At 63.5% G+C, this 18,657-nt stretch carries 17 protein-coding genes; 11 read left to right on the top strand and 6 right to left on the bottom strand.

Going from position 1 to position 18,657, the window contains the following annotated elements:
- Positions 1-74: 74 nt before the first annotated feature.
- A complete protein-coding gene (locus tag NDI76_RS08835) occupies positions 75-3,332 on the bottom strand; it encodes an oligosaccharyl transferase, archaeosortase A system-associated (protein ID WP_310923638.1) in 3,258 nt (1,085 codons plus the stop codon).
- 120 nt (positions 3,333-3,452) lie between these two features.
- Between NDI76_RS08835 and aglG the strand changes: the two genes are divergently transcribed.
- The gene (aglG, locus tag NDI76_RS08830; protein WP_310923637.1) at positions 3,453-4,394 is read left to right on the top strand and encodes a glucosyl-dolichyl phosphate glucuronosyltransferase; all 942 of its coding nucleotides are present in this window, start codon (positions 3,453-3,455) and stop codon (positions 4,392-4,394) included.
- A gap of 34 nt (positions 4,395-4,428) precedes the next feature.
- Here the strand turns inward: aglG and aglF are convergent, their stop codons facing one another.
- The gene (gene aglF / locus NDI76_RS08825; protein ID WP_310923636.1) at positions 4,429-5,154 is read right to left on the bottom strand and encodes a UTP--glucose-1-phosphate uridylyltransferase AglF; all 726 of its coding nucleotides are present in this window, start codon (positions 5,152-5,154) and stop codon (positions 4,429-4,431) included.
- Between the two features lie 206 nt (positions 5,155-5,360).
- On the opposite strand from aglF, the gene NDI76_RS08820 reads away from it, so the two are divergent.
- From NDI76_RS08820 to aglJ, 4 genes are all read left to right on the top strand, one after another.
- Positions 5,361-6,554 (top strand): glycosyltransferase, encoded by a 1,194-nt coding sequence (locus NDI76_RS08820; RefSeq protein ID WP_310923635.1) that lies wholly within the window; start codon positions 5,361-5,363, stop codon positions 6,552-6,554.
- Positions 6,551-7,087 (top strand): methyltransferase domain-containing protein, encoded by a 537-nt coding sequence (locus NDI76_RS22595; protein WP_425498338.1) that lies wholly within the window; start codon positions 6,551-6,553, stop codon positions 7,085-7,087. The genes NDI76_RS08820 and NDI76_RS22595 overlap by 4 nt, the downstream gene beginning before the upstream one ends.
- A 126-nt stretch (positions 7,088-7,213) precedes the next feature.
- Positions 7,214-8,638 carry an oligosaccharide flippase family protein gene (locus NDI76_RS08815; RefSeq protein ID WP_310923634.1) on the top strand — a complete coding sequence of 475 codons (1,425 nt, stop codon included), beginning with the start codon at positions 7,214-7,216 and terminating at the stop codon, positions 8,636-8,638.
- Between the two features lie 339 nt (positions 8,639-8,977).
- Entirely contained in the window at positions 8,978-9,889 is a 912-nt protein-coding gene (aglJ, locus tag NDI76_RS08810; RefSeq protein WP_310923633.1) for an S-layer glycoprotein N-glycosyltransferase AglJ, read from the top strand.
- A gap of 79 nt (positions 9,890-9,968) precedes the next feature.
- Here aglJ and NDI76_RS08805 read toward each other — a convergent pair whose 3' ends face one another.
- Positions 9,969-10,295 (bottom strand): DUF5789 family protein, encoded by a 327-nt coding sequence (locus NDI76_RS08805; RefSeq protein WP_310923632.1) that lies wholly within the window; start codon positions 10,293-10,295, stop codon positions 9,969-9,971.
- Between the two features lie 155 nt (positions 10,296-10,450).
- On the opposite strand from NDI76_RS08805, the gene NDI76_RS08800 reads away from it, so the two are divergent.
- Positions 10,451-10,663 carry a ribbon-helix-helix domain-containing protein gene (locus NDI76_RS08800; RefSeq protein ID WP_008389796.1) on the top strand — a complete coding sequence of 71 codons (213 nt, stop codon included), beginning with the start codon at positions 10,451-10,453 and terminating at the stop codon, positions 10,661-10,663.
- A gap of 63 nt (positions 10,664-10,726) precedes the next feature.
- On the opposite strand, the gene NDI76_RS08795 is transcribed toward NDI76_RS08800, so the two are convergent.
- Positions 10,727-11,146, bottom strand: a complete 420-nt coding sequence (locus tag NDI76_RS08795; protein WP_310923630.1) for a JAB/MPN domain protein-containing protein — start codon at positions 11,144-11,146, stop codon at positions 10,727-10,729.
- A gap of 84 nt (positions 11,147-11,230) precedes the next feature.
- Positions 11,231-11,917 carry a DUF4336 domain-containing protein gene (locus NDI76_RS08790; protein WP_310923629.1) on the bottom strand — a complete coding sequence of 229 codons (687 nt, stop codon included), beginning with the start codon at positions 11,915-11,917 and terminating at the stop codon, positions 11,231-11,233.
- Positions 11,918-12,012: 95 nt separating this feature from the next.
- Between NDI76_RS08790 and NDI76_RS08785 the strand changes: the two genes are divergently transcribed.
- On the top strand, positions 12,013-12,777 hold the full coding sequence (locus NDI76_RS08785) for a VOC family protein (protein WP_310923628.1): 765 nt from the start codon (positions 12,013-12,015) through the stop codon (positions 12,775-12,777).
- Between the two features lie 34 nt (positions 12,778-12,811).
- Here NDI76_RS08785 and NDI76_RS08780 read toward each other — a convergent pair whose 3' ends face one another.
- Positions 12,812-13,108, bottom strand: a complete 297-nt coding sequence (locus NDI76_RS08780) for a DUF5779 family protein (protein WP_310923627.1) — start codon at positions 13,106-13,108, stop codon at positions 12,812-12,814.
- 315 nt (positions 13,109-13,423) lie between these two features.
- On the opposite strand from NDI76_RS08780, the gene NDI76_RS08775 reads away from it, so the two are divergent.
- From NDI76_RS08775 to ilvC, 4 genes are all read left to right on the top strand, one after another.
- A complete protein-coding gene (locus NDI76_RS08775) occupies positions 13,424-14,698 on the top strand; it encodes a LeuA family protein (protein ID WP_310923892.1) in 1,275 nt (424 codons plus the stop codon).
- A gap of 409 nt (positions 14,699-15,107) precedes the next feature.
- Positions 15,108-16,910, top strand: a complete 1,803-nt coding sequence (gene ilvB, locus NDI76_RS08770; protein ID WP_310923626.1) for a biosynthetic-type acetolactate synthase large subunit — start codon at positions 15,108-15,110, stop codon at positions 16,908-16,910.
- Complete coding sequence (gene ilvN, locus NDI76_RS08765; protein ID WP_310923625.1) at positions 16,907-17,599, top strand: acetolactate synthase small subunit; 693 nt, start codon at positions 16,907-16,909, stop codon at positions 17,597-17,599. The genes ilvB and ilvN overlap by 4 nt, the downstream gene beginning before the upstream one ends.
- Positions 17,592-18,641: a ketol-acid reductoisomerase gene (ilvC, locus tag NDI76_RS08760; RefSeq protein WP_310923624.1), complete on the top strand. Its 1,050-nt coding sequence runs from the start codon at positions 17,592-17,594 to the stop codon at positions 18,639-18,641. The genes ilvN and ilvC overlap by 8 nt, the downstream gene beginning before the upstream one ends.
- Positions 18,642-18,657 lie beyond the last annotated feature (16 nt).

The raw sequence follows: 18,657 nt of genomic DNA, 5'->3' as shown, positions 1-18,657 counted from the left end.
CCGCCGTAGCCGTCGCTCTCCGACTGGAAATGCGGCAGCGAACTCGAAGAGAAAGACCGCGTCGATTCTCGAACCTATACCGACGACTTCGCCGCGAACGTCGAGTCCGGGGCGACGAGCGACGGGGACTCCACTGCACCTGATGCCGTCGGCGTACCGGCGGTGTCGGACGACGTGTCGCTCGATTCGGACGAGTCGCCCGACTCGGTCGCCGTCTCGGACGCGCCCGAGGCCGAGGCGTTGCCCGAAGCGCCCGACGAACTGTTCGACGTCTGCGTCTGCAGTTGCTGTGCGCTCCGCTCCAGTTCGACCGTGAGCGTGTCGTTCTGGGCGCCGTTCACCTGTCCCTCCGGCACCGAGAGGTTCGCGCTCTCGCGCACGACGTAGCCGCTCTCGTTGACGCTCGCGCCGGTGGATATGGTGTAGGGTCCGGCCGCCCGGACGTTGACGTCCGTGTACCCGTTCTCGGGGCCGTACTCGTCGTAGCCCGTCGTCGAGTACGGCAGCGTCATGGTGAACTCGCCGTTCTGGTCAGTCTGGGCCTCCTGCGTGTAGGTGAACGTGCTGTTCGACCCGGCCATCTGCATCCGCACGCTCGCGGTGACGGTGCTGTCGGCGGGCGCGCCGCTTCCCTGCACCGTCGCGCCTGGGACGCGTTCGAACGTCTTGACCCACGAACTGTCGCGCGGGAGGACGGGTTGGAGGTCGCTGATCTGCCGAACGTTGAACCCGGCCGCTCGGGCGTCACCGACGGCCAGTTGCAGGTAGGTGTTCGACGAGGTCAGCGCCGACGTCTGCGTCGCGTGGACGAGCCGATAGTGCTGCAGGGCCGGCACGTCCTCCTCGGGATAGCCGCCGATACCGCCGACTTGAGCGGTCCCGTCGCGCTCGACGAACTGTCGCGCCGCGCTCATGTTGTCGAACTGGCGGACGAGCGACGCGTTCCCGGAGGGATTACCGGGGACCGAGGCGGTACCGCTTCCCGTCTGCACCGACCGGGGCTCCCAGTCGAGGACGACCGGCGCCGCCGACTGCGAACTCCCGTGGTAGTAGTACAGGCGGGTCATCAGGCTATCGTAGTAGCGCTGGTCGCGGACCAGGAAGTTCTGGCCGGCGTACGAGCCGTCGCTGCCGAAGCGGTAGACGCGCGTCGCGAAGAAGTCGTCCTGCGAGATGTTCTCGGCGTCGTAGAAGACGGTGGGAGCGCTGAACTTCGACCCCGGCGTGACCATCTTCCAGTCGACCATCACGTAGCGGGTCTGCTCGCCCTCGGTGCTCTGCGAGGCGAGGACGTCCCGCGCCTGGCTCTCGTTGGGAGCGAGCAGGAAGTTCGCCGCCGTCGTCGCCCCCTGCTGGAACGGGTTGGCGTTCGGGATGCGCTCGCCTTCGACGGTGATCCAGTGGCCGTAGTCCCACCACGACATCACGCCGTAGGCGCCCTCGGGGTAGTCGAAGTCTTCCGTGTACTCGTAGGACTCGTACAGTTGGAGTTGGTCGGCGTTACCCGCGCCGCCGAAGTTGCCCTCGGCGGGCGTCGACTGGTTCATCCACTCCAGCGATTCCTCCCAGACGAGCACTTCTCCCGGAGAGGTGGAGTTGCCCACCTGCCACGCGGTGCTCGTGCTCGCGCTACCGCCCGACGCGGTGCTCACCGATATCGGGACGACGAGCGCGGGCGCGAGGATGAGCAGAATCGCCGCGACGACGGCGAGAACCTGATAGCCCGAAACGTCGTTCACGCGCTCGACCGACCGGAGGCCGAGGTAGCTCGACCCGACGAGTTCGCCGATGAGGTAGGCGTTGGCGACGGCGACGCCGACGGCGAGGTAGTAGTTGAAACGCACCTGTGTGAACGCCGCCGCGGTGATGAACGCCAGCCAGACGAGGACGAACAGTCGCTCGGGTTCGTAGCGCGCCTGCAGGATAGCCCCGACGATAAGCGCCGTGACGATGAACAGACCGATCAGCGAGGGCGCGATTCCGATGGCGTTCCCGATGAGACCGGTGAGAGCCGGCACCAGGAGGATGAGACCGATGACGGCGAGCGCGCCGACGACGTATCCGATCTTCCGTGAACTCCCGTCGCGGACGAGGGGTTTGACCGTCAGCCAGATGATGGCGAGGAGGCCGGTGAAGAAGGTGAACCCGTACTCCAGGATGACGGCGTTCGCGCCTGTCACCGACCCGGCGAGGAACGGTTGCGCCTCGCCGATGGTGCGCGTTTCCGCGCCGGCGCTGAAACCGACGGTTCGAAGGAGGTTGTGTGCGATGCTGTCGAACACAGACGGAAGGACGATCGCGAACAGTCCGACGGAGACGAGAATCAAGCCACCGACTGCAGCGGGGTAGAGCGACTCGTCGACGTCGCGTCCCTCCATCGCCCGGGCGAGGGCCGCGAGCACGACCGCGCCGGCGCCGACGCCGAGCGAGAGAAGCGGCTGTAGCAGCGAGAACCCGGTCACGCCGAATCCGGGTTCCTCGATGAGTGCGACCATGATAACGGTCGTGACCGCCATCGAGACCGCGGCGACGTAGGCGACGTGTTCCGGGGATTCGCCGTGCAGGGAGTCGTTGACCATCTGGAGGACGAAGTAGACGCCGACGATACCGACGAGGAGGATACCCGGCGGCCAGACGGCCATGTACGCCGCGACGGCAAGTCCGGCGACGACCGACCAGACGGTCGGACGACGGAGCGCTCCCGTGTCACGTTGGGCGACCAGTTCCCAGATCGGTCGTTCCCGTGCCGCGACCGTGAGCGCGACCATCATCGCGAAGACGGCCAACGCCATGAACAGCGGTTCGGCGACGTTGTGGTCGGCGAAGCCGACGAGGCCACGACGGAGGAACGTGCCCGGCAGGAGCATGAGGACGATAGCGCCGAACAGACCGCCGATGCGCCCGCCGAGGCGCTTTCCGATGAGGTACGTCGGGATAACGGTGAGGGCGCCGAACACGGCGGGGGCGACCAACAGCGTCTTGCCGACGAGCATCTGCGAGGGGTCGCCGAGACCGAGAATCAGGGCGGCGGTCGCGATCAGTTGGTCGTACAGCGTGCCGAACTGGCCGGCGAGGACGCCGTACGGGAATCCGGTCCACGGGTCGAACGGCATCGTGAACGGCCAGTTTCTGACCGTGTAGTTCACTTGTCGGAGGTGGTACCACGCGTCGTTTCCGGAGAAGAACACTTCGCCGTCGACGATGAATCGGTCGTAACTGCGGAGTCGTATCCACAGCATGACGGCGAAAATCCCGGCGAGGACGGCTTTGGGGTAGTGATTCCGGAGGGAATCCGCTACGGAGGGCGAATCCTCTCTCTGCGAGTCGCTCATCGTCTCCACCGACTGGGAATATGCTGATAAGCCTTGTGATGCACGTTTTGGCGGGTCTGACCCGCTGACGCGGTCGTTGAAGGACAACGTTTATCGGGCGCCCGGAGATAGCCTCCGCAGATGAAGGTTTCCGTAGTCGTCTGTACGTACTCGATGGAACGGTATTCCCCCTTCAGCGAGTGCGTGGAGAGCGTCCTCGCACAGACCTACGACGACCTCGAAGTCGTCCTCGTCGTCGACGGCAACGAGGACGTCTTCTCACGAGTGCAAGCGGACTTCGGCGACCGTGAGGGAGTTGTCCTCCACTGCAACGACGAGAATCGCGGCATCTCCTACAGTCGAACGAAGGGAGCGAAACTCGCCTCGGGTGACGTCGTTGCCATGATCGACGACGACGCCACCGCCGAACCCGACTGGATCGAGAAACTCGTCGAGACGTACGAGGACAACCCCGAAGCCGTCGCCGTCGGCGGGAACGTGGTCCCTGACTGGGTGGCCGAGAAGCCCGACTTCTTCCCTTCGGAGTTCTACTGGCTCGTCGGTTGCGACGAACGCGGCTTCGGGAACCATCTCGACGAGGTGCGCAACACGTACGGTTCGAACATCTCGTTCAGACGCGACGCGTTCCTGAAGGCCGGCGGCTACGACGAGAACACCGGCCGAAAGGGTGACCGGCACATCCAAGCCCACGAGGCGCCGGTTTGCGTCCGCATCTACGAGAACACCGGCAAACGCGTCATCTACAACAAGCGCGCCCGCGTCCACCACAAACTGTTTGAGTACCGGACCGACTTCCGGTGGCTCGTCTTCCGGTCGTTCTGGCAGGGCTACTCCAAACGCGTCATGGACCTCATCCTCCCGCAGGCCTCCGGAGGAAAGAACGAGTACCTGAAGGACCTCTTGACCGCCTACATTCCCGACCGACTGTACGAACTCGCCAAGCGCCCGTCTGCGGCGAAAGTACAGCAGTTGGTCGCGATATTCGTGTTTACTGCTGCTGTGGGATTCGGGTACCTGTACGGGGTATTAACCCCGAATCTAGTCGAGAAAGTGAACGAGTAGCCCTCCTACTGACTCTCCGTATGTGTCTGTCTCTCTATGCCTCCTCAACTTCCGCTTGTAACCGCTTCTCGGCCTCGTCGCGGTCCTCGGGATAGCCGATATCCATCCGCCAGCCGTCGATGCCGATGGCGTCGATGGTCCGGCCCGACCGGATGAGCAGGTCGACGGCCTCGCTGATCTCGTACTCGCCGCGGTTAGAGGGCTGGACGAGGTGGCAGGCGTGGAAAATTTCGGGCGTGAACGTGTAGAAGCCGGTCATCACGAGGTTCGACTCGGGTTCGTCGGGCTTCTCGACGACTTCGATTATCTCCCCGTAGTCGTTCGTGACGCAGACGCCGTAGCGCGAGGCCTCCTCCCACGGCACTTCCTCGACGAGGAATGCCGCGTCCGCGCGGTCCTCGCGCTGTCGTTTGACGACGTCCTGTAAGTTCGCGTTGAAAATGTTGTCGCCGAGCATCAGCATGAAGTCCTCGTCGACGTGGTCCTCGACGGTCAGGAGGGCGTGCGCAAGTCCCTTCTGCTCTCGCTGGTGTGCGTAGGTGATTGGCACTCCCCTGTATTCGTCGTCGTAGTGGCTGATGATGACTTCTTTTTTGTAGCCGACGACGACGACGAGTTTCTCGGCGCCGAGGTCGACGAGTTGGTCGAAACAGTGCGTGAGGATGGGTTTACCGTCGACTTCGACCATTCCCTTGGGTTTGTCTTCGGTGAGCGGTCGGAGTCTGGTTCCTTTGCCGGCGGCGAGGACGACAGCTTGCATGTCTGGCTGGTTTTGCATGAGTCTGTATATATCTTCAGGTGTGGGAAGGGTTGTTGACCAGGCTGGTTTTCGACGTAAGAAAACCACACGCTCAGCTTGTCATCCTTCTAAAATGAGGGCGGCTATATTTGTTCTCGCTCTGTCTATATGATTGTGTTCGTTAGCGTAACCGTTACTTACGTTGCTAGACGAATGTGAGAACACGCATGGACCATACTGGAAATACTGCGATAGCACACTGGGGAGAACACTGCAACGGTGGCGGCGAACGCGTCGCGTGGGATCTCGCTCGAACCTTCGACGCCCCTTTGTTCGTTGGCTCGAAAGATCCGGATATCGGGCCAGACGACATTAGCTCGGAGGCTATCTCCAAAGACGGGGTTCTTCAACGCCTCGTAGATCATGGTGGAGTCGGTCAAATGATTGGCTACCAATTTCTGTGGGAAAAGGCTGCTCCCCTTCGAGACTTTGAGATAGTCATTACATCTGGGAATGAGCCGCTCGCCTACGTACCACCCGACGGCCAAACTTGGATTGCCTACATTCATCACACATCAAGGTATGCAACCGACTTACTGGAACAAGCGGTATCCAAAATATCTGGCCCTCTGGAAGGTCCGAAGAAAATCGCCTTTCGAGGAATCCGAAAGGCGGAGCGACATATATACTCTAGCTATGCACAAAAGCCGGATAGAATAGTCGTTAATTCCGAGGTGGTTGCTCGTCGTGTTCGCCGTTATTGGGGAGTTCCCAAGCAAAATATCAGCGTTGTCTACCCCGCGGTTAATGTTGAGAAATACTCCCGTACGCTCGCAGAAACGGACGATATTTACCTCTCATTGTCCCGTCTTGATGGGCATAAACGCATAGACGAGGTTGTCACCGCATTCAGCCAACACCCCAATAAAACTCTTGTCGTTGCAGGCGATGGGAGTGAACGTGGCCGTCTTGAAAAAATTGCGCCTGATAACGTGAAATTTGTAGGCTACGTCTCTGAATCGGAGAAACGACAACTTATGAGCCGAGCGAAAGGCTTCGTTGTGAACGCGGAAGCTGAGGACTTTGGGATTACTACCGTAGAAGCTCTAGCATCTGGTACTCCCGTGATAGGCGTTCGAGAAGGGTTCACCGAGTATCTAGTCGGAGAAGAACGAGGTGTGACCTACGTTCGTGGAGAACTTTCTGATGCTCTTTATCGGATTGACCGTGACGGAGTACAATGGACAGAAGAGGAAATCGAGAACTTTGCTGATCGATTCTCGTTTGAGCGGTTCGCCCGCGAAATGCGAGGAATTGTCTCTAAGGTCCAAAGAGAGAATAAAATTGTTACACCCTGGGGAGAGGGAGGGCGAGACGAAATCTCAAGAGAGCAACTCCAGCAGGATGGGAACATCAAATGAGCGAGCGCATTGTAGATGTCGGGGCAGGCACAAACCCCGACCCTCGGGCCACAGAAACCCTCGATATACAGCCGCCTGCAGACCATGTTGCGGATCTTGAAGGGAAGTGGCCATTTGAAGACTCATCAGTTCAGCTAATTGTAGCAAATCATGTCCTCGAGCATATCGCTGACCCCGAACACTTCTTCAACGAAGCTGCACGGATTCTCACGAACGAAGGTATCTTAGAGGTTACCGTCCCATTAGGTGAAGATGCAAAGACAGATCATACCCACGTCTCTGAGTGGCGTTTCGCTACCCCAGAACAATTTTGTGCAGAGAATCGAAGGCCATGGGATCCAGAAGTCCCATTCGTGCTTCAATCGCGCAGACTTCGTGTATGGCTTTCCGGTCCCGAACGTTTCCTAATGCCAATTTTCCGCCCTCTAGCGAATATTTATCCACCGTGGGCTGCTCACCGTTGTTATGCAGGAGAACTCACTGCTAAGTTCCAGAGAATCGAACGGGGAGAGTTAAGTTCCGCTAACGAATAGAAAACATAGTCGTCAAGAAATAACTACGACTTCTTAGTAGGGATTAACCATCTTTTTCCTTAACTATCGAAACCAAGAAACCTACATCTCACCCTTGACTCGTCAGCTGAATGATTACTCTTTAGTATGAGGTTGGGACAAACGTCCTTCTTCCACTATGCTTCCAACCTCATAGCATCGCTTCTGGGGTTCGCTGCGACCATCTACTTCACTCAACTCCTCGGACCAGAAGTCTTCGGAACCTACTCCCTGATAATTGTCGTCGTCGCCTGGCTGGAGTTCGGCGGCGAACTCGGGATGACCGCCGCGCTCAAAAAACGTCTAAGCGAGAGAGGCGATAGCGCCCCGTTCCTCGTCGCAGGAGCTGTAAGTATGTCGATATTCTTTGCTGCCACCGCTCTCATTGTGATCGCTGTCGCACCTCAACTCACGAGTTACATCGGTATTGATGCTACCGCGCTCATTCTCGTACTCCTCGGGGCAAAAGTACTCCAGTCGTTCGTCCGGACTGTTCTTGAAGGCCAACATAAGGTTCATTTTGCCGGCGCGTTAGAACCGCTCCAGCGGTTCGGTCAGAGCGCCGTTCAAATCGGCCTCCTGGCGGCTGGCTTTGGACTCACAGGGATGCTCATTGGCGCCGTCGCAGGCATCGTTTTCTCGGCTATTCTCGGGGGGATGAAGATCCATCTGTCGTATGTTCCGCCCGCGCGAGAACATTTCAAATCACTGTTGTCGTTTGCGCAGTTTTCATGGCTTGACTCTCTAAGAGGACGCTCATTTACTTGGATGGACATTTTTGTACTCGGTTTTTTTGTCCCATCGGCATTGGTTGGTATCTACAACGCGGCGTGGAACGTTGCTTCGTTCCTTGCATTCGGAAATGCCGTCGCATCAAGTTTTTTCCCGGAAATGAGTGAAATGTCTTCAAAAGGTGACTTTGACCAGATCGGTGGCCTGATCTCTGACACACTTGCGTTCACCGGACTCTTCCTCATTCCGGGACTTGTCGGTACTCTTCTTCTCGGAGACCGGATTCTCCTGTTCTACGGTCCGGAGTTTCCGACCGGACATTCTGCACTCATACTCTTAGTTGCGGCATTGCTCGTCAATGGCTACTTCAAGCAGTTGCTCACCGCGCTGACAGCCGTTAATCGTCCCGAACTCGCATTCCGCTCAAACGCTGCGTTCATCAGCGCGAATATCGGATTAAACGTTCTCCTAGTTTGGCAACTCGGGTGGCTCGGTGCAGCAGTGGGGAGCCTCATTGCGTCGGCGTTCGCGCTTGGGGTCACCTATCGGTATATCGATGACATCGTCTCGTTCTCAATTCCCTACCACGAACTCTTGAGGCAGGTCGGCGCGGCGGCGGTGATGGGTGGCGTCATTTGGACAATACTCCTATCTGTTGAGTCAACGACGCTACCCCTTCCCTCGTACGTCGTGACCGTCCTCTTGGTTGGTCTCGGGGCGATAACCTTCTTTATCTCACTCGTCACCTTCTCGCCGCGATTCCGGCGAGTGGTCCGCGATAACGTTGCCCCATTGCGATAGGGCACGCACTTTACGGCTGGTCTTCAATCCAATGAAACAACTATTTAACACTGATAGCGGCTGATTTGGTCATACAGAATGGGCTAATCAAGGGTACTACGGGTGAGATGTCGATATACACGTAGGATCTATCAGGAATAGATCGTTGTCTGAATTCGACGAAGAGGTAGGGAATCTTCCCAGACATTCTCTACTCCAAATTTCACGCTCGGTAGCTTATCGAAGCCTTATTAGTGGACCGGATCAGCGACTCACAGTTGGCCCCGCCTATAGATGCAACACACTGCGAGCGAACAAGATGCGAAGCATTTTACCAATACACTTTCCCTCTTCTGTCCAATGGAGTACGCCGAAGTCTGCGTCCTCGTCCCCACCTTCAACGAGGCCGAGACCATCGGCGACGTCGTCAACGACTTCCACAGGGAGGGCTTCGAGAACATCCTCGTCATCGACGGGGGTTCCGAGGACGGCACCCCCGACATTGCCCAAGAACACGGCGCGCGCGTCGTCATGCAGTCGGGGTCGGGCAAGGGACAGGCCATCAGAGAGGCGATGGAGTACCACGTCGACGCCGAGTACGTCCTGATGCTCGACGGCGACGCGACGTACCGCGCCGAGGACGCCGAGAACATGCTCGCGCCGTTGGACGAGGGGTACGAACACGTCATCGGCGACCGCTTCGCCGATATGAAGAACGGCGCGATGACGCGGTTCAACCGGCTCGGAAACCGCGTCGTCAACGGCGGGTTCGCCACTATCCACGGGCACGACTTCCGGGACATCCTCTCGGGCTACCGCGCGTTCACGCGGTCCTCGTTCGGTCGGATGACGCTCACCGCCGACGGCTTCGGCGTCGAGACGGAGATGGCCGTCGAGTGCGTCAAGCGGAACATCCGGACGACGGTGGTTCCGGTCACTTACCTGCCGCGGCCCAACGGGTCGGACACGAACCTCAGACCGATTCGCGATGGGGGAATCATCTTCCTCGAACTCTACCGGCGGGCGAAGACGAACAACCCCCTGTTCTACTTCGGGAGCGTCGGCGGCGTCTCGACCATCTTCGGATTCCTCATCGCCGCGTACGTCGCCGTCGAGTGGGTGACCGTCCGCGTCTCCCACGAGGTGCTCGCCGTCGTCGCCGCGTTCGCCATCATCGTCGGCGTCCAGTTGCTCATGTTCGGCGTCCTCTCGGACCTCATCCTGACGTTGCACAGAGACACGCTCAGGAAGATAGACGAGGAGTCCGACTGAGCGGTCGGACCGGTCGGAGGGGTCGGATTGGCCGGTCCGGCCGCTCTCGGAGGGACGACGCGGCGGCGGGGAGGACGGCTTAGAAGGGCAGCATGGCGCGCAGTTGGCCGAGGATGTTGTTCGACGACGAGCGCCGGTACTCCTCGAAGACGGGGTGGAGTTGGTCGAGCAGTTCAGCCTTGCTGGCGAACCGGGACTGCGGCACCGACTCGAGCGCCTCGCTCAGCCGAACCGTCCCGCCGGCGGCGTTGTAGGGGACGGCGACGTCGTTGAGTCGGCGGACGAGTTCCTCCTCGGTCACCGGGTACGACACGTCCGCCTTCGAGAGGTCTTCGGCGAGTGCGGCGATGCCGAACTCGAGCGTGTCCGGTTCGTCCCCGCCCTGCGGTGGTGGTCGTGCGGCCATCACCCCTCGGTAGGACGTCGCACGTTGAAAAACCCCCGACTACGGACGGCACGGTTCGAGCATCCGCGTCGAATCTGCGCCGGCGGGCGGCCTCGCCGGACGCACGGCGGCGTCCGCATCTGTTATCCTTCCGGAGTCCCTCGGACGGGACGACGATGACGGAGTACACCACCGTGTCGATTCCGAAAGACCTCGCCGAACGCGTCGAAACAACCATCGAAGGCACGAGTTTCTCCAGCACGAGCGACCTCGTCCGGTTCCTCCTGCGGAGCATCGTCATCCAGCACCAGCGGGAGGGCAAACTCACGGAGGCGCAGTTCGAGGATATCGCCGAGCAACTCGCCGACCTGGGGTATCTCGACCGCTGACGACCCGCGTCGCGTCCGCCCGGTCGACTACCGTTCTCGCTCCGTTTCCGTCCCTCCACCGACTCACTCGTTCGCCAGCGACTCGTTCGGCGGGTCGGCGTCGACGACGTCGAGCGAGAGTCGCTTGTGCGAGCGGTCGAACGCGGCCACCGACGAGGGCTCCCACGGCGGGACGGCGACGATGACGGCCGCCGCGAAGTCGTCCTCGCGCGTCGGTTCGGCCGGTCCCTGCGGGTGCGAGACGAACCGGGCGCGCCCGCGGCCCGCCGGCGTCCCGAGGTCCATGCCGAACACGGCCCGGACCGACCCGCCGGCCTCCGGGAGATAAAAGTGCGTCAGCACGGGCGTCTCCGGGTCAAGCCGGAGTTCGGACTCGAACTCCTCGGCGGGCGTCGACGCGAGGACGACGGAGACCCGTTCTGGCTCTGCCTCGGCCGCCATCTCCAACAGCGCGTCGCGCAACCCGCGCGTGATGTGGACCACGGGGTATCTACGACGCCGGGTTGTAAAAAGTGACCGCGAGGAAAAGGGAGCGACGAAGAGAGCGGAGCGCCGGCCCGCGACCGTTCAGGACAGCATCTCTCTGAGGACCTTCCCGTACGCCGCGGGGAGGTTCTTCCGCGCCCCGGCCAGCGCCGCTCGCAGGGCGGTGCCGGCGCCGTCCATTACGCCCTCGCCGTGGCCGACGAGGACGCGTTCGGGGTCGTAGCGGCGGAGGGGACGGCGCGGCGGTAGCGGGCGGAGCATCGGGTGGACGCCGAGGCGTTCACCGGGCGCGTGGAAGTACGGCGCCGTCCCGACGGCTTCGGGAACGAGCAGGGTGCCCGACTCCTCGTGGTAGAATCCGACCTCCTGCCACGGCGGGAGCGAGGAGTCCTTGACGGTGAACGCGTCGAACCCGGAGTCGCCCAGTCGGCGACCGAACCGCTCGACGGGCGCGTTTATGTCGTCGGCCACGCCGGTCATCCAGTCGGCGACGTAGACGGGCGCGTCGTGGCGGTTCGCCACCCGGGCGGCGTCGCGCGTGTGGCGGTCCAGTCCGACGACGACGCCCGACACCTCGCCGTACTCCGCGAACAGGTCGTCGAGGCCGGGAGCGTCCACCGGGTCGAACACCCAGACGCCGCCGTCGTCGCCGACGAGGGCGTGACTCGCCCGTTGCATCTCTTCGTTGGGATACGCGAGCCAGCCGACGCCGCCGTCCCACCGGTCTATCGTTCGGTACTCGGCCGTCCCGTCTCCCTTCATCGGCATGGTCGAGACGTAGGATGGAGCGCGGATAAATCCAGTCGCCGGCGGCAAGGCGCTCCGGGGAGGACGGTTTTGACCCCTCCATTCGTAGGAGGGCCATGCTCACTCGCCTCTGCCGACTCGGACTGGAAGTCAAATACCTCGGCGCGGCCCGGGAGTTCTACGAGACGCGGCTCGGACTCGTCCCCGGGGACGAGTCCGACACGGCCGTCTCTTACACCGTCGGAGAGACGAGCGTCGTCCTCCGGCGACCGGTGGGACCCCCCCGCGGGGGCGTCCACACGCACTACGCCTTCGCCACCGCGCGGGACGACTACGACGACTGGCTGTCGTCGCTGTCTGACCTCGACCCCGTCGAGTTCTCCTTCGGGTCCTCCCGGTCGCTGTACGTCTACGACCCCGACGGCAACTGCGTCGAAATCGGCGGCGTCGGCGAGGACGCTCCGGCTGACGGGAGTGCGGACGGGGTGGAAGGCGGAGACGGCGGGGGAGACGAGAGCAGGGACCCGCCGCTGTCGACCGGGCGTCCGCTGACGGGCATCTTCGAGGTAGTGCTGGAGGTGACGGATCTCGACCGTGCGGAGGCGCAGTTCCGCGCGCTCGGATTCGAGGTGGTCGACCGGGGGGAGGAGCGACCGCGGGTGCGCCTCGCGGGACCGGTCGACCTGGAACTGTGGGAACCGCAGTTGGGCATCGCCGACGCCCGCGGGGGTCTGCACGTTGACCTCGCGTTCGAGACGGCCGACCCGGCGGCGGCCGTCGAGGCCGGGGGACCGTGGGTCGACGGTCCGGAGGCGGTCGACGGGGGCCTCCGCGTCCGCGACGTGGACGGTCACGTCCTGACGTTCCTCGCCGACTGCTGAGTTCCGCTTCCGTGCGTCGACGGCGCGCCCGCCCTCAGGAGGAGAGGCGGTTCGTGTCGATGTCGACGCCCGGCGGCGTCACGACGAGGAATCGTCGGAAATGCATCATCTGTCCGTCCATGTCCTTTATCTCGCGGGCGAACCCGGTCGCCAGTTCGTTCAGGTCGCCCTCGACGGCGAGGAACAGGGCGTTTCCGTTCTCGACGGCGCGGACCCACACCTCGGGGTCCGTCTCCCCGTCGAGGACGCCGAGGATGACGTCGCCGGTCAACTCCCCCTCCTCGTCGAGATGCTCCTCCGCCGAGGAGAGGTCGAGGTTGAAATCGCTCATATCCGCCGACAACGCGGAGGGAGACGAAAAGGGTTCGGTGCGACCCCGGCACCGCGCGCCCCGTCACGCTTCTGCGCTCCACGTTCGTCCAATCGGCGGCGCGCGCGAGCCGCCGAACCCATCAATCCGAAACTTTCGTGGTTGAAAATAACGTTCGTGAAGGGCTACTGACTACTTTCCCCCGGTCGCGATATAAGGTGATATTCACACCTTGAACCGTTCCATCCCGTTTACGTCGTGCGGTTTCGGCGCTTCGGCGGCGGCGAGGTGAGAGAGCACGCGACGTTCGTGACACGCTCACAGGGAAACGGTTTTATACTCTTCCGGGTCTCAATCGGGATACGATGTCTCAACGACACACGGAGGACACTTCGTCGGGCTCCCCGGCGGGTCGAGTTCTTCCAGGGCACGTTAGCCCACATTACTGAATCCGAGATAGACGGTGTACGGATTTTCGACACGACGCTGCGCGACGGCGAGCAGTCGCCACGCACCTCGTTCAGCTACGAGGAGAAGCGCGACATCGCGGCGACGCTGGACGAGATGGGGACGCACGTCATCGAGGCGGGCTTCCCGGTCAACTCGGACGCGGAGTTCGAGGCCGTCAGCGACATCGCCGCGGCCACGGACACGGACGTCTGCGGCCTCGCCCGCGTCGTCGACAAGGACGTGGAGGCCGCTCTCGACGCGGGGGTGGAGTTGGTCCACGTCTTCGTCAGCACCAGCGACGTGCAGTTGGCCGACTCGATGCACGCCTCCAAGGAGGAGGCCGTCGAGCGCGCGGTGGCGTGCGTCGAACGAGTGAAAGAGGCGGGCGTCGACGTCATGTTCTCGCCCATGGACGCGACGCGAACGGACGTCGAGTTCCTCGGGGAGATACTGTCGGCCGTCGACGACGCCGGCGTCGACTGGGTGAACATCCCGGACACCTGCGGCGTCGCGACGCCGACGCGCTTCGCGAGCCTCATCCGGGAGGTGCGAGAGCACACCGACGCGCACATCGACGTGCACGCCCACGACGACTTCGGACTGGCCACCGCGAACGCCATGGCGGGCTTCGAGGCGGGGGCCGCGCAGGCGCAGGTATCGGTCAACGGCATCGGCGAACGCGCCGGCAACGCCGCCTACGAGGAGGTCGTCATGTCCGCCGAGTCGCTGTACGACGTGGACACCGGCATCGATACGAAGCGCATCACCGAACTCTCCCGTCTGGTCGAGGAGGCCAGCGACATCTCGACGCCGGCGAACAAGCCGGTCGTCGGGCGCAACGCCTTCAGCCACGAGAGCGGCATCCACGCCGCGGGCGTCATCGAGAACACGGACACGTTCGAGCCGGGCGTGATGACCCCCGAGATGGTCGGCGCTCAGCGCGAGTTCGTGCTCGGCAAGCACACCGGCGCCCACTCCGTCCGGAAACGGCTGGAGGAGGCCGGGTTCACGCCGGACGACGACGAGGTCCGCGCGGTGACTCGCAAGGTCAAGGACTTCGGCGCGGAGAAAGAGCGCGTCACCGACGACGTGCTCACCCGCTTCGCCGGCGAAGTCGGCGTCGACCACGAGGACGACGAGAACGAGGAGGTCCGGGCCTGATGCCCCGCGCCCCGTTCGCTCACGACGGTGAGCCGCGGGTGCGCGCCCCGCGGCGCCGTCGCCGCAATCGTTGCGCGCCGCGAAACGTTCATTACGTTCCGAGGAAATCACCCGAACAGAATGCGACGACAGACGCGCCAGCGGCCGCCCGCCTCCCCGGACGCGGAGTCGGGACGCCGCGCGGACGACGTGGTCGCGATTCGGACGCTCGGTATCGTAGGGGCCGCCTAGCCCCTCACATCCCTCTCCTCGCGACCGTCGACGCTTCGCCCGGCGGGCGACCGCCGAGACCGAGAGATTCCACCACCACCCAGACGGCGAGCACCCTTACGATGGAGTTCAACGACCACGACCGCACATCCGACCGACGACCGCATCGAGCGACGACCAGACCGCACGGAGGCGACCGATGAGCGAACCAGCGCCGCCGACGCGCGACGACGACGAGGCCGACGGGGCGACCGACGCCACCGGAGAGTCCGAACCGGAGTCGGAGTCGGAGTCGGAGTCGACCGACCCGACGCCGGTGACGACGGGCGCCTCATCGGTCATCCGCGCCCTGGAGAACGCCGGCGTCGAGGCGGCGTTCGGCGTGCAGGGCGGGGCCATCATGCCCATCTACGACGCGCTGTACGATTCGGACATCCGACACGTCACGATGGCGCACGAACAGGGCGCCGCCCACGCCGCGGACGCGTTCGGCGTCGTCCGGAACGAACCCGGCGTCTGCCTCGCCACCTCGGGGCCGGGGGCGACGAACCTCGTCACCGGCATCGCCGACGCCAACATGGACTCCGACGGCGTCCTCGCCCTGACCGGGCAGGTGCCCTCGGGGATGGTCGGGTCTGACGCGTTCCAGGAGACGGACACCATCGGCGTCACGACGCCCATCACGAAGCACAACTACTTCGCCGACGACGCCGACGCCGTCGGCGACACCGTCGGCGAGGCGTTTGCCCTCGCGGGCGAGGGCCGCCCCGGCCCGACGCTCGTCGACCTGCCGAAGGACGTGACGCAGGGCGGGACGGACCGCGAACCCGGCCCGGCGGAGACGCCGAAGACCACGACGCCGAAGACGGTGCCGGACGACGACGCCGTCGCCGCGGCGGCCCGCGCCATCGAGGACGCCGAGCGACCGCTCATGCTTCTCGGCGGCGGGGTCATCAAGGCTGACGCCGCCGAGGAAGCCCGCGCGTTCGCGCGCGAGTTCGGTATCCCGGTGGTCACGACGATGCCGGGTATCGGCTCGTTCCCCGAGGACGACGAACTCTGTCTCTCGTGGGCGGGGATGCACGGCACCGGCTACGCCAACATGGCCGTCACGCACACCGACGTGCTGGTCGCGGTCGGCACCCGGTTCGACGACCGCCTGACCGGCGGCATCGACACGTTCGCGCCGGAGGCGGAAGTCGTCCACATCGACATCGACCCCGCGGAGATATCGAAGAACGTTCACGCGGACTACCCGGTCATCGGCGACGCGGGGAACGCACTCGACGCGCTTTCGAGCGAAATCGCCGCCGACCCCGACACCGAGGAGTGGCGCGAGCAGTGTCTGACGTGGAAGGACGAGTATCCGATGGACTACGCGACGCCCGAGGACGAACCGCTGAAACCGCAGTTCGTCGTCGAGTGTCTGGACGAAGCCACCTCCGACCGCGCCATCGTCACCTCCGGCGTCGGCCAACACCAGATGTGGGCCGCGCAGTACTGGACGTTCACTGAACCGCGGACGTGGGTGTCCTCGCACGGCCTCGGGACGATGGGCTACGGACTCCCCTCGGCCATCGGCGCCCGCCTCGCCGCGGAGGACGACCAGGAGGTCGTCTGCGTTGACGGCGACGGTTCGTTCCTGATGACGATTCAGGAACTCTCCGTCGCGGTCCGCGAGGAGTTGGACATCACCGTCGCGGTGCTGAACAACGAGTACATCGGCATGGTCCGCCAGTGGCAGGACGCCTTCTTCGAGGGCCGACACATGGCCGCGGAGTACAACTGGTGTCCCGAGTTCGACAAACTGGCCGAAGCGTTCGGCGCGCGCGGGTGGCGCGTCGACGACTACGACGAAGTCGCCGACGCCGTCGAGGAGGCCATCGACTACGACGGTCCCTCGGTCATCGACTTCCACATCGACCCGCGGGAGAACGTCTACCCGATGGTCGCCTCGGGCGGCGCGAACGGCAAATTCGCCCTCTCGGAGGACCAGCTATGAGTTCGGAGGATTCCCAAGCGAACAACTCGGACGAGGAGATTCCCAAACACGGCCTGCAGGGACCGCACCCCGACGAACGACCGCACCCGACGGGCCGGCGCAACTCGCAGGGCATCCGCATCGACCCCGAAGTCGAGGCGGAACACAGCCCCCGACGCGCGGTCATCTCTGCGCTGGTCGAGGACGAACCCGGCGTGCTCTCGCGCGTCTCGGGGCTCGTCTCCCGGCGGCAGTTCAACATCGAGAGCCTCACCGTCGGACCGACCACCGTCGACGGCCACTCGCGGCTGACGATGGTCGTCGAGGAACCCGACCCCGGTATCGACCAGATAGAAAAACAGCTCGCGAAGCTCAAGCCCGTCATCGCCGTCGGCGAACTCGACGACGACATGGTCCGGACCGAACTCGTCCTCCTGAAGGTGGAGGGCGAGGAACCGGACAAGGTCCACGCGGTCACGGACATGTACGAGGGCAAGACGCTCGACGCCGGCCCGCGGACCATCACGGTCCAACTCACCGGCGACGAACAGAAGATAGACGACGCCGTCGACGCGTTCCGGCAGTTCGGCATCATCGAGATCGCCCGGACGGGCCAGACCGCGCTGGCGCGCGGCGACCAAGCCACAGTGCCCGGAGAGGAACCCGGAACCTCCGGCGAACCGACGACACCAGCAAACTACGATGACTGACGACGAACTCAACACCGAGGTATACTACGACGACGACGCGGACCGCTCGAAGATAGACGACAAGACGGTAGCCGTCATCGGCTACGGCAGTCAGGGTCACGCCCACGCGCAGAACCTCGCCGACAGCGGGGTCGACGTGGTCGTCGGCCTGCGCGAGAGTTCTTCCTCGCGCGCCGCCGCCGAGGAGGACGGCCTCCGCGTGGAGACGCCCGCCGACGCCGCCTCGGAGGGGGACATCGTCTCCATCCTCGTCCCCGACACCGTCCAACCGGCGGTGTTCGACGAGATTCGCTCCGAACTCGACGAGGGCGACACGCTGCAGTTCGCCCACGGGTTCAACATCCACTACAACCAGATCCGCCCGCCCGAACGCGTCGACGTGACGATGGTCGCGCCGAAGTCGCCGGGCCACCTCGTCCGCCGCAACTACGAGGCCGACGAGGGGACGCCGGGACTCATCGCCGTCTACCAGGACCAGACGGGCGAGGCGAAAGCGGAGTCGCTGGCGTACTCGCACGCAATCGGCTGCACCCGCGCCGGCGTCATCGAGACGACGTTCCAGGAGGAAGTCGAAACCGACCTGTTCGGCGAACAGGTCGTCCTCTGCGGCGGCGTCACCTCCCTCGTGAAGCAGGGCTACGAGACGCTCGTCGACGCGGGCTACTCCCCGGAGATGGCCTACTTCGAGTGTCTGAACGAACTGAAACTCATCGTCGACCTGATGTACGAGGACGGTCTCGGCGGCATGTGGGATTCGGTTTCCGACACCGCGGAGTACGGCGGGTTGACGCGCGGCGACCGCGTGGTCGACGACCACGCCCGCGAGAACATGGAGGAGATTCTGGAGGAAGTCCAGAACGGCACGTTCGCCCGCGAGTGGATCGCGGAGAACCAGGCCGGCCGACCGTCCTACACGCAACTGAAGGACCGTGAGGAGAACCACCACGTCGAGCAGGTCGGCGCGCCCCTGCGGGACCTGTTCGCGTGGGGCGACGAGGAAGGCGAAGAGGAGGAGGCCGCCGAAGCGCCGGCGGACGACTGAGCGAGCGGTGACCGAG

This window comes from Halogeometricum sp. S1BR25-6 (assembly GCF_031624495.1).
GTDB classification, from domain to species: Archaea; Halobacteriota; Halobacteria; order Halobacteriales; family Haloferacaceae; genus Halogeometricum; species Halogeometricum salsisoli.
Note: the sequence above shows the minus strand (reverse complement) of the source record. Positions and strands in the feature narration are given on the sequence as shown.

Excerpts from the sequence above, each read along its gene's own strand:
- ilvC (WP_310923624.1), top strand. The coding sequence starts at position 17,592 with ATGACTGACGACGAACTCAACACCGAGGTATACTACGACGACGACGCG.
- aglF (WP_310923636.1), bottom strand. The coding sequence starts at position 5,154 with ATGCAAGCTGTCGTCCTCGCCGCCGGCAAAGGAACCAGACTCCGACCG.
- aglG (WP_310923637.1), top strand. The coding sequence starts at position 3,453 with ATGAAGGTTTCCGTAGTCGTCTGTACGTACTCGATGGAACGGTATTCC.
- aglJ (WP_310923633.1), top strand. The coding sequence starts at position 8,978 with ATGGAGTACGCCGAAGTCTGCGTCCTCGTCCCCACCTTCAACGAGGCC.
- NDI76_RS08805 (WP_310923632.1), bottom strand. The coding sequence starts at position 10,295 with ATGGCCGCACGACCACCACCGCAGGGCGGGGACGAACCGGACACGCTC.
- ilvN (WP_310923625.1), top strand. The coding sequence starts at position 16,907 with ATGAGTTCGGAGGATTCCCAAGCGAACAACTCGGACGAGGAGATTCCC.
- NDI76_RS08790 (WP_310923629.1), bottom strand. The coding sequence starts at position 11,917 with ATGCCGATGAAGGGAGACGGGACGGCCGAGTACCGAACGATAGACCGG.
- NDI76_RS08785 (WP_310923628.1), top strand. The coding sequence starts at position 12,013 with ATGCTCACTCGCCTCTGCCGACTCGGACTGGAAGTCAAATACCTCGGC.
- NDI76_RS08780 (WP_310923627.1), bottom strand. The coding sequence starts at position 13,108 with ATGAGCGATTTCAACCTCGACCTCTCCTCGGCGGAGGAGCATCTCGAC.
- NDI76_RS22595 (WP_425498338.1), top strand. The coding sequence starts at position 6,551 with ATGAGCGAGCGCATTGTAGATGTCGGGGCAGGCACAAACCCCGACCCT.
- NDI76_RS08815 (WP_310923634.1), top strand. The coding sequence starts at position 7,214 with ATGAGGTTGGGACAAACGTCCTTCTTCCACTATGCTTCCAACCTCATA.
- ilvB (WP_310923626.1), top strand. The coding sequence starts at position 15,108 with ATGAGCGAACCAGCGCCGCCGACGCGCGACGACGACGAGGCCGACGGG.
- NDI76_RS08820 (WP_310923635.1), top strand. The coding sequence starts at position 5,361 with ATGGACCATACTGGAAATACTGCGATAGCACACTGGGGAGAACACTGC.
- NDI76_RS08835 (WP_310923638.1), bottom strand. The coding sequence starts at position 3,332 with ATGAGCGACTCGCAGAGAGAGGATTCGCCCTCCGTAGCGGATTCCCTC.
- NDI76_RS08800 (WP_008389796.1), top strand. The coding sequence starts at position 10,451 with ATGACGGAGTACACCACCGTGTCGATTCCGAAAGACCTCGCCGAACGC.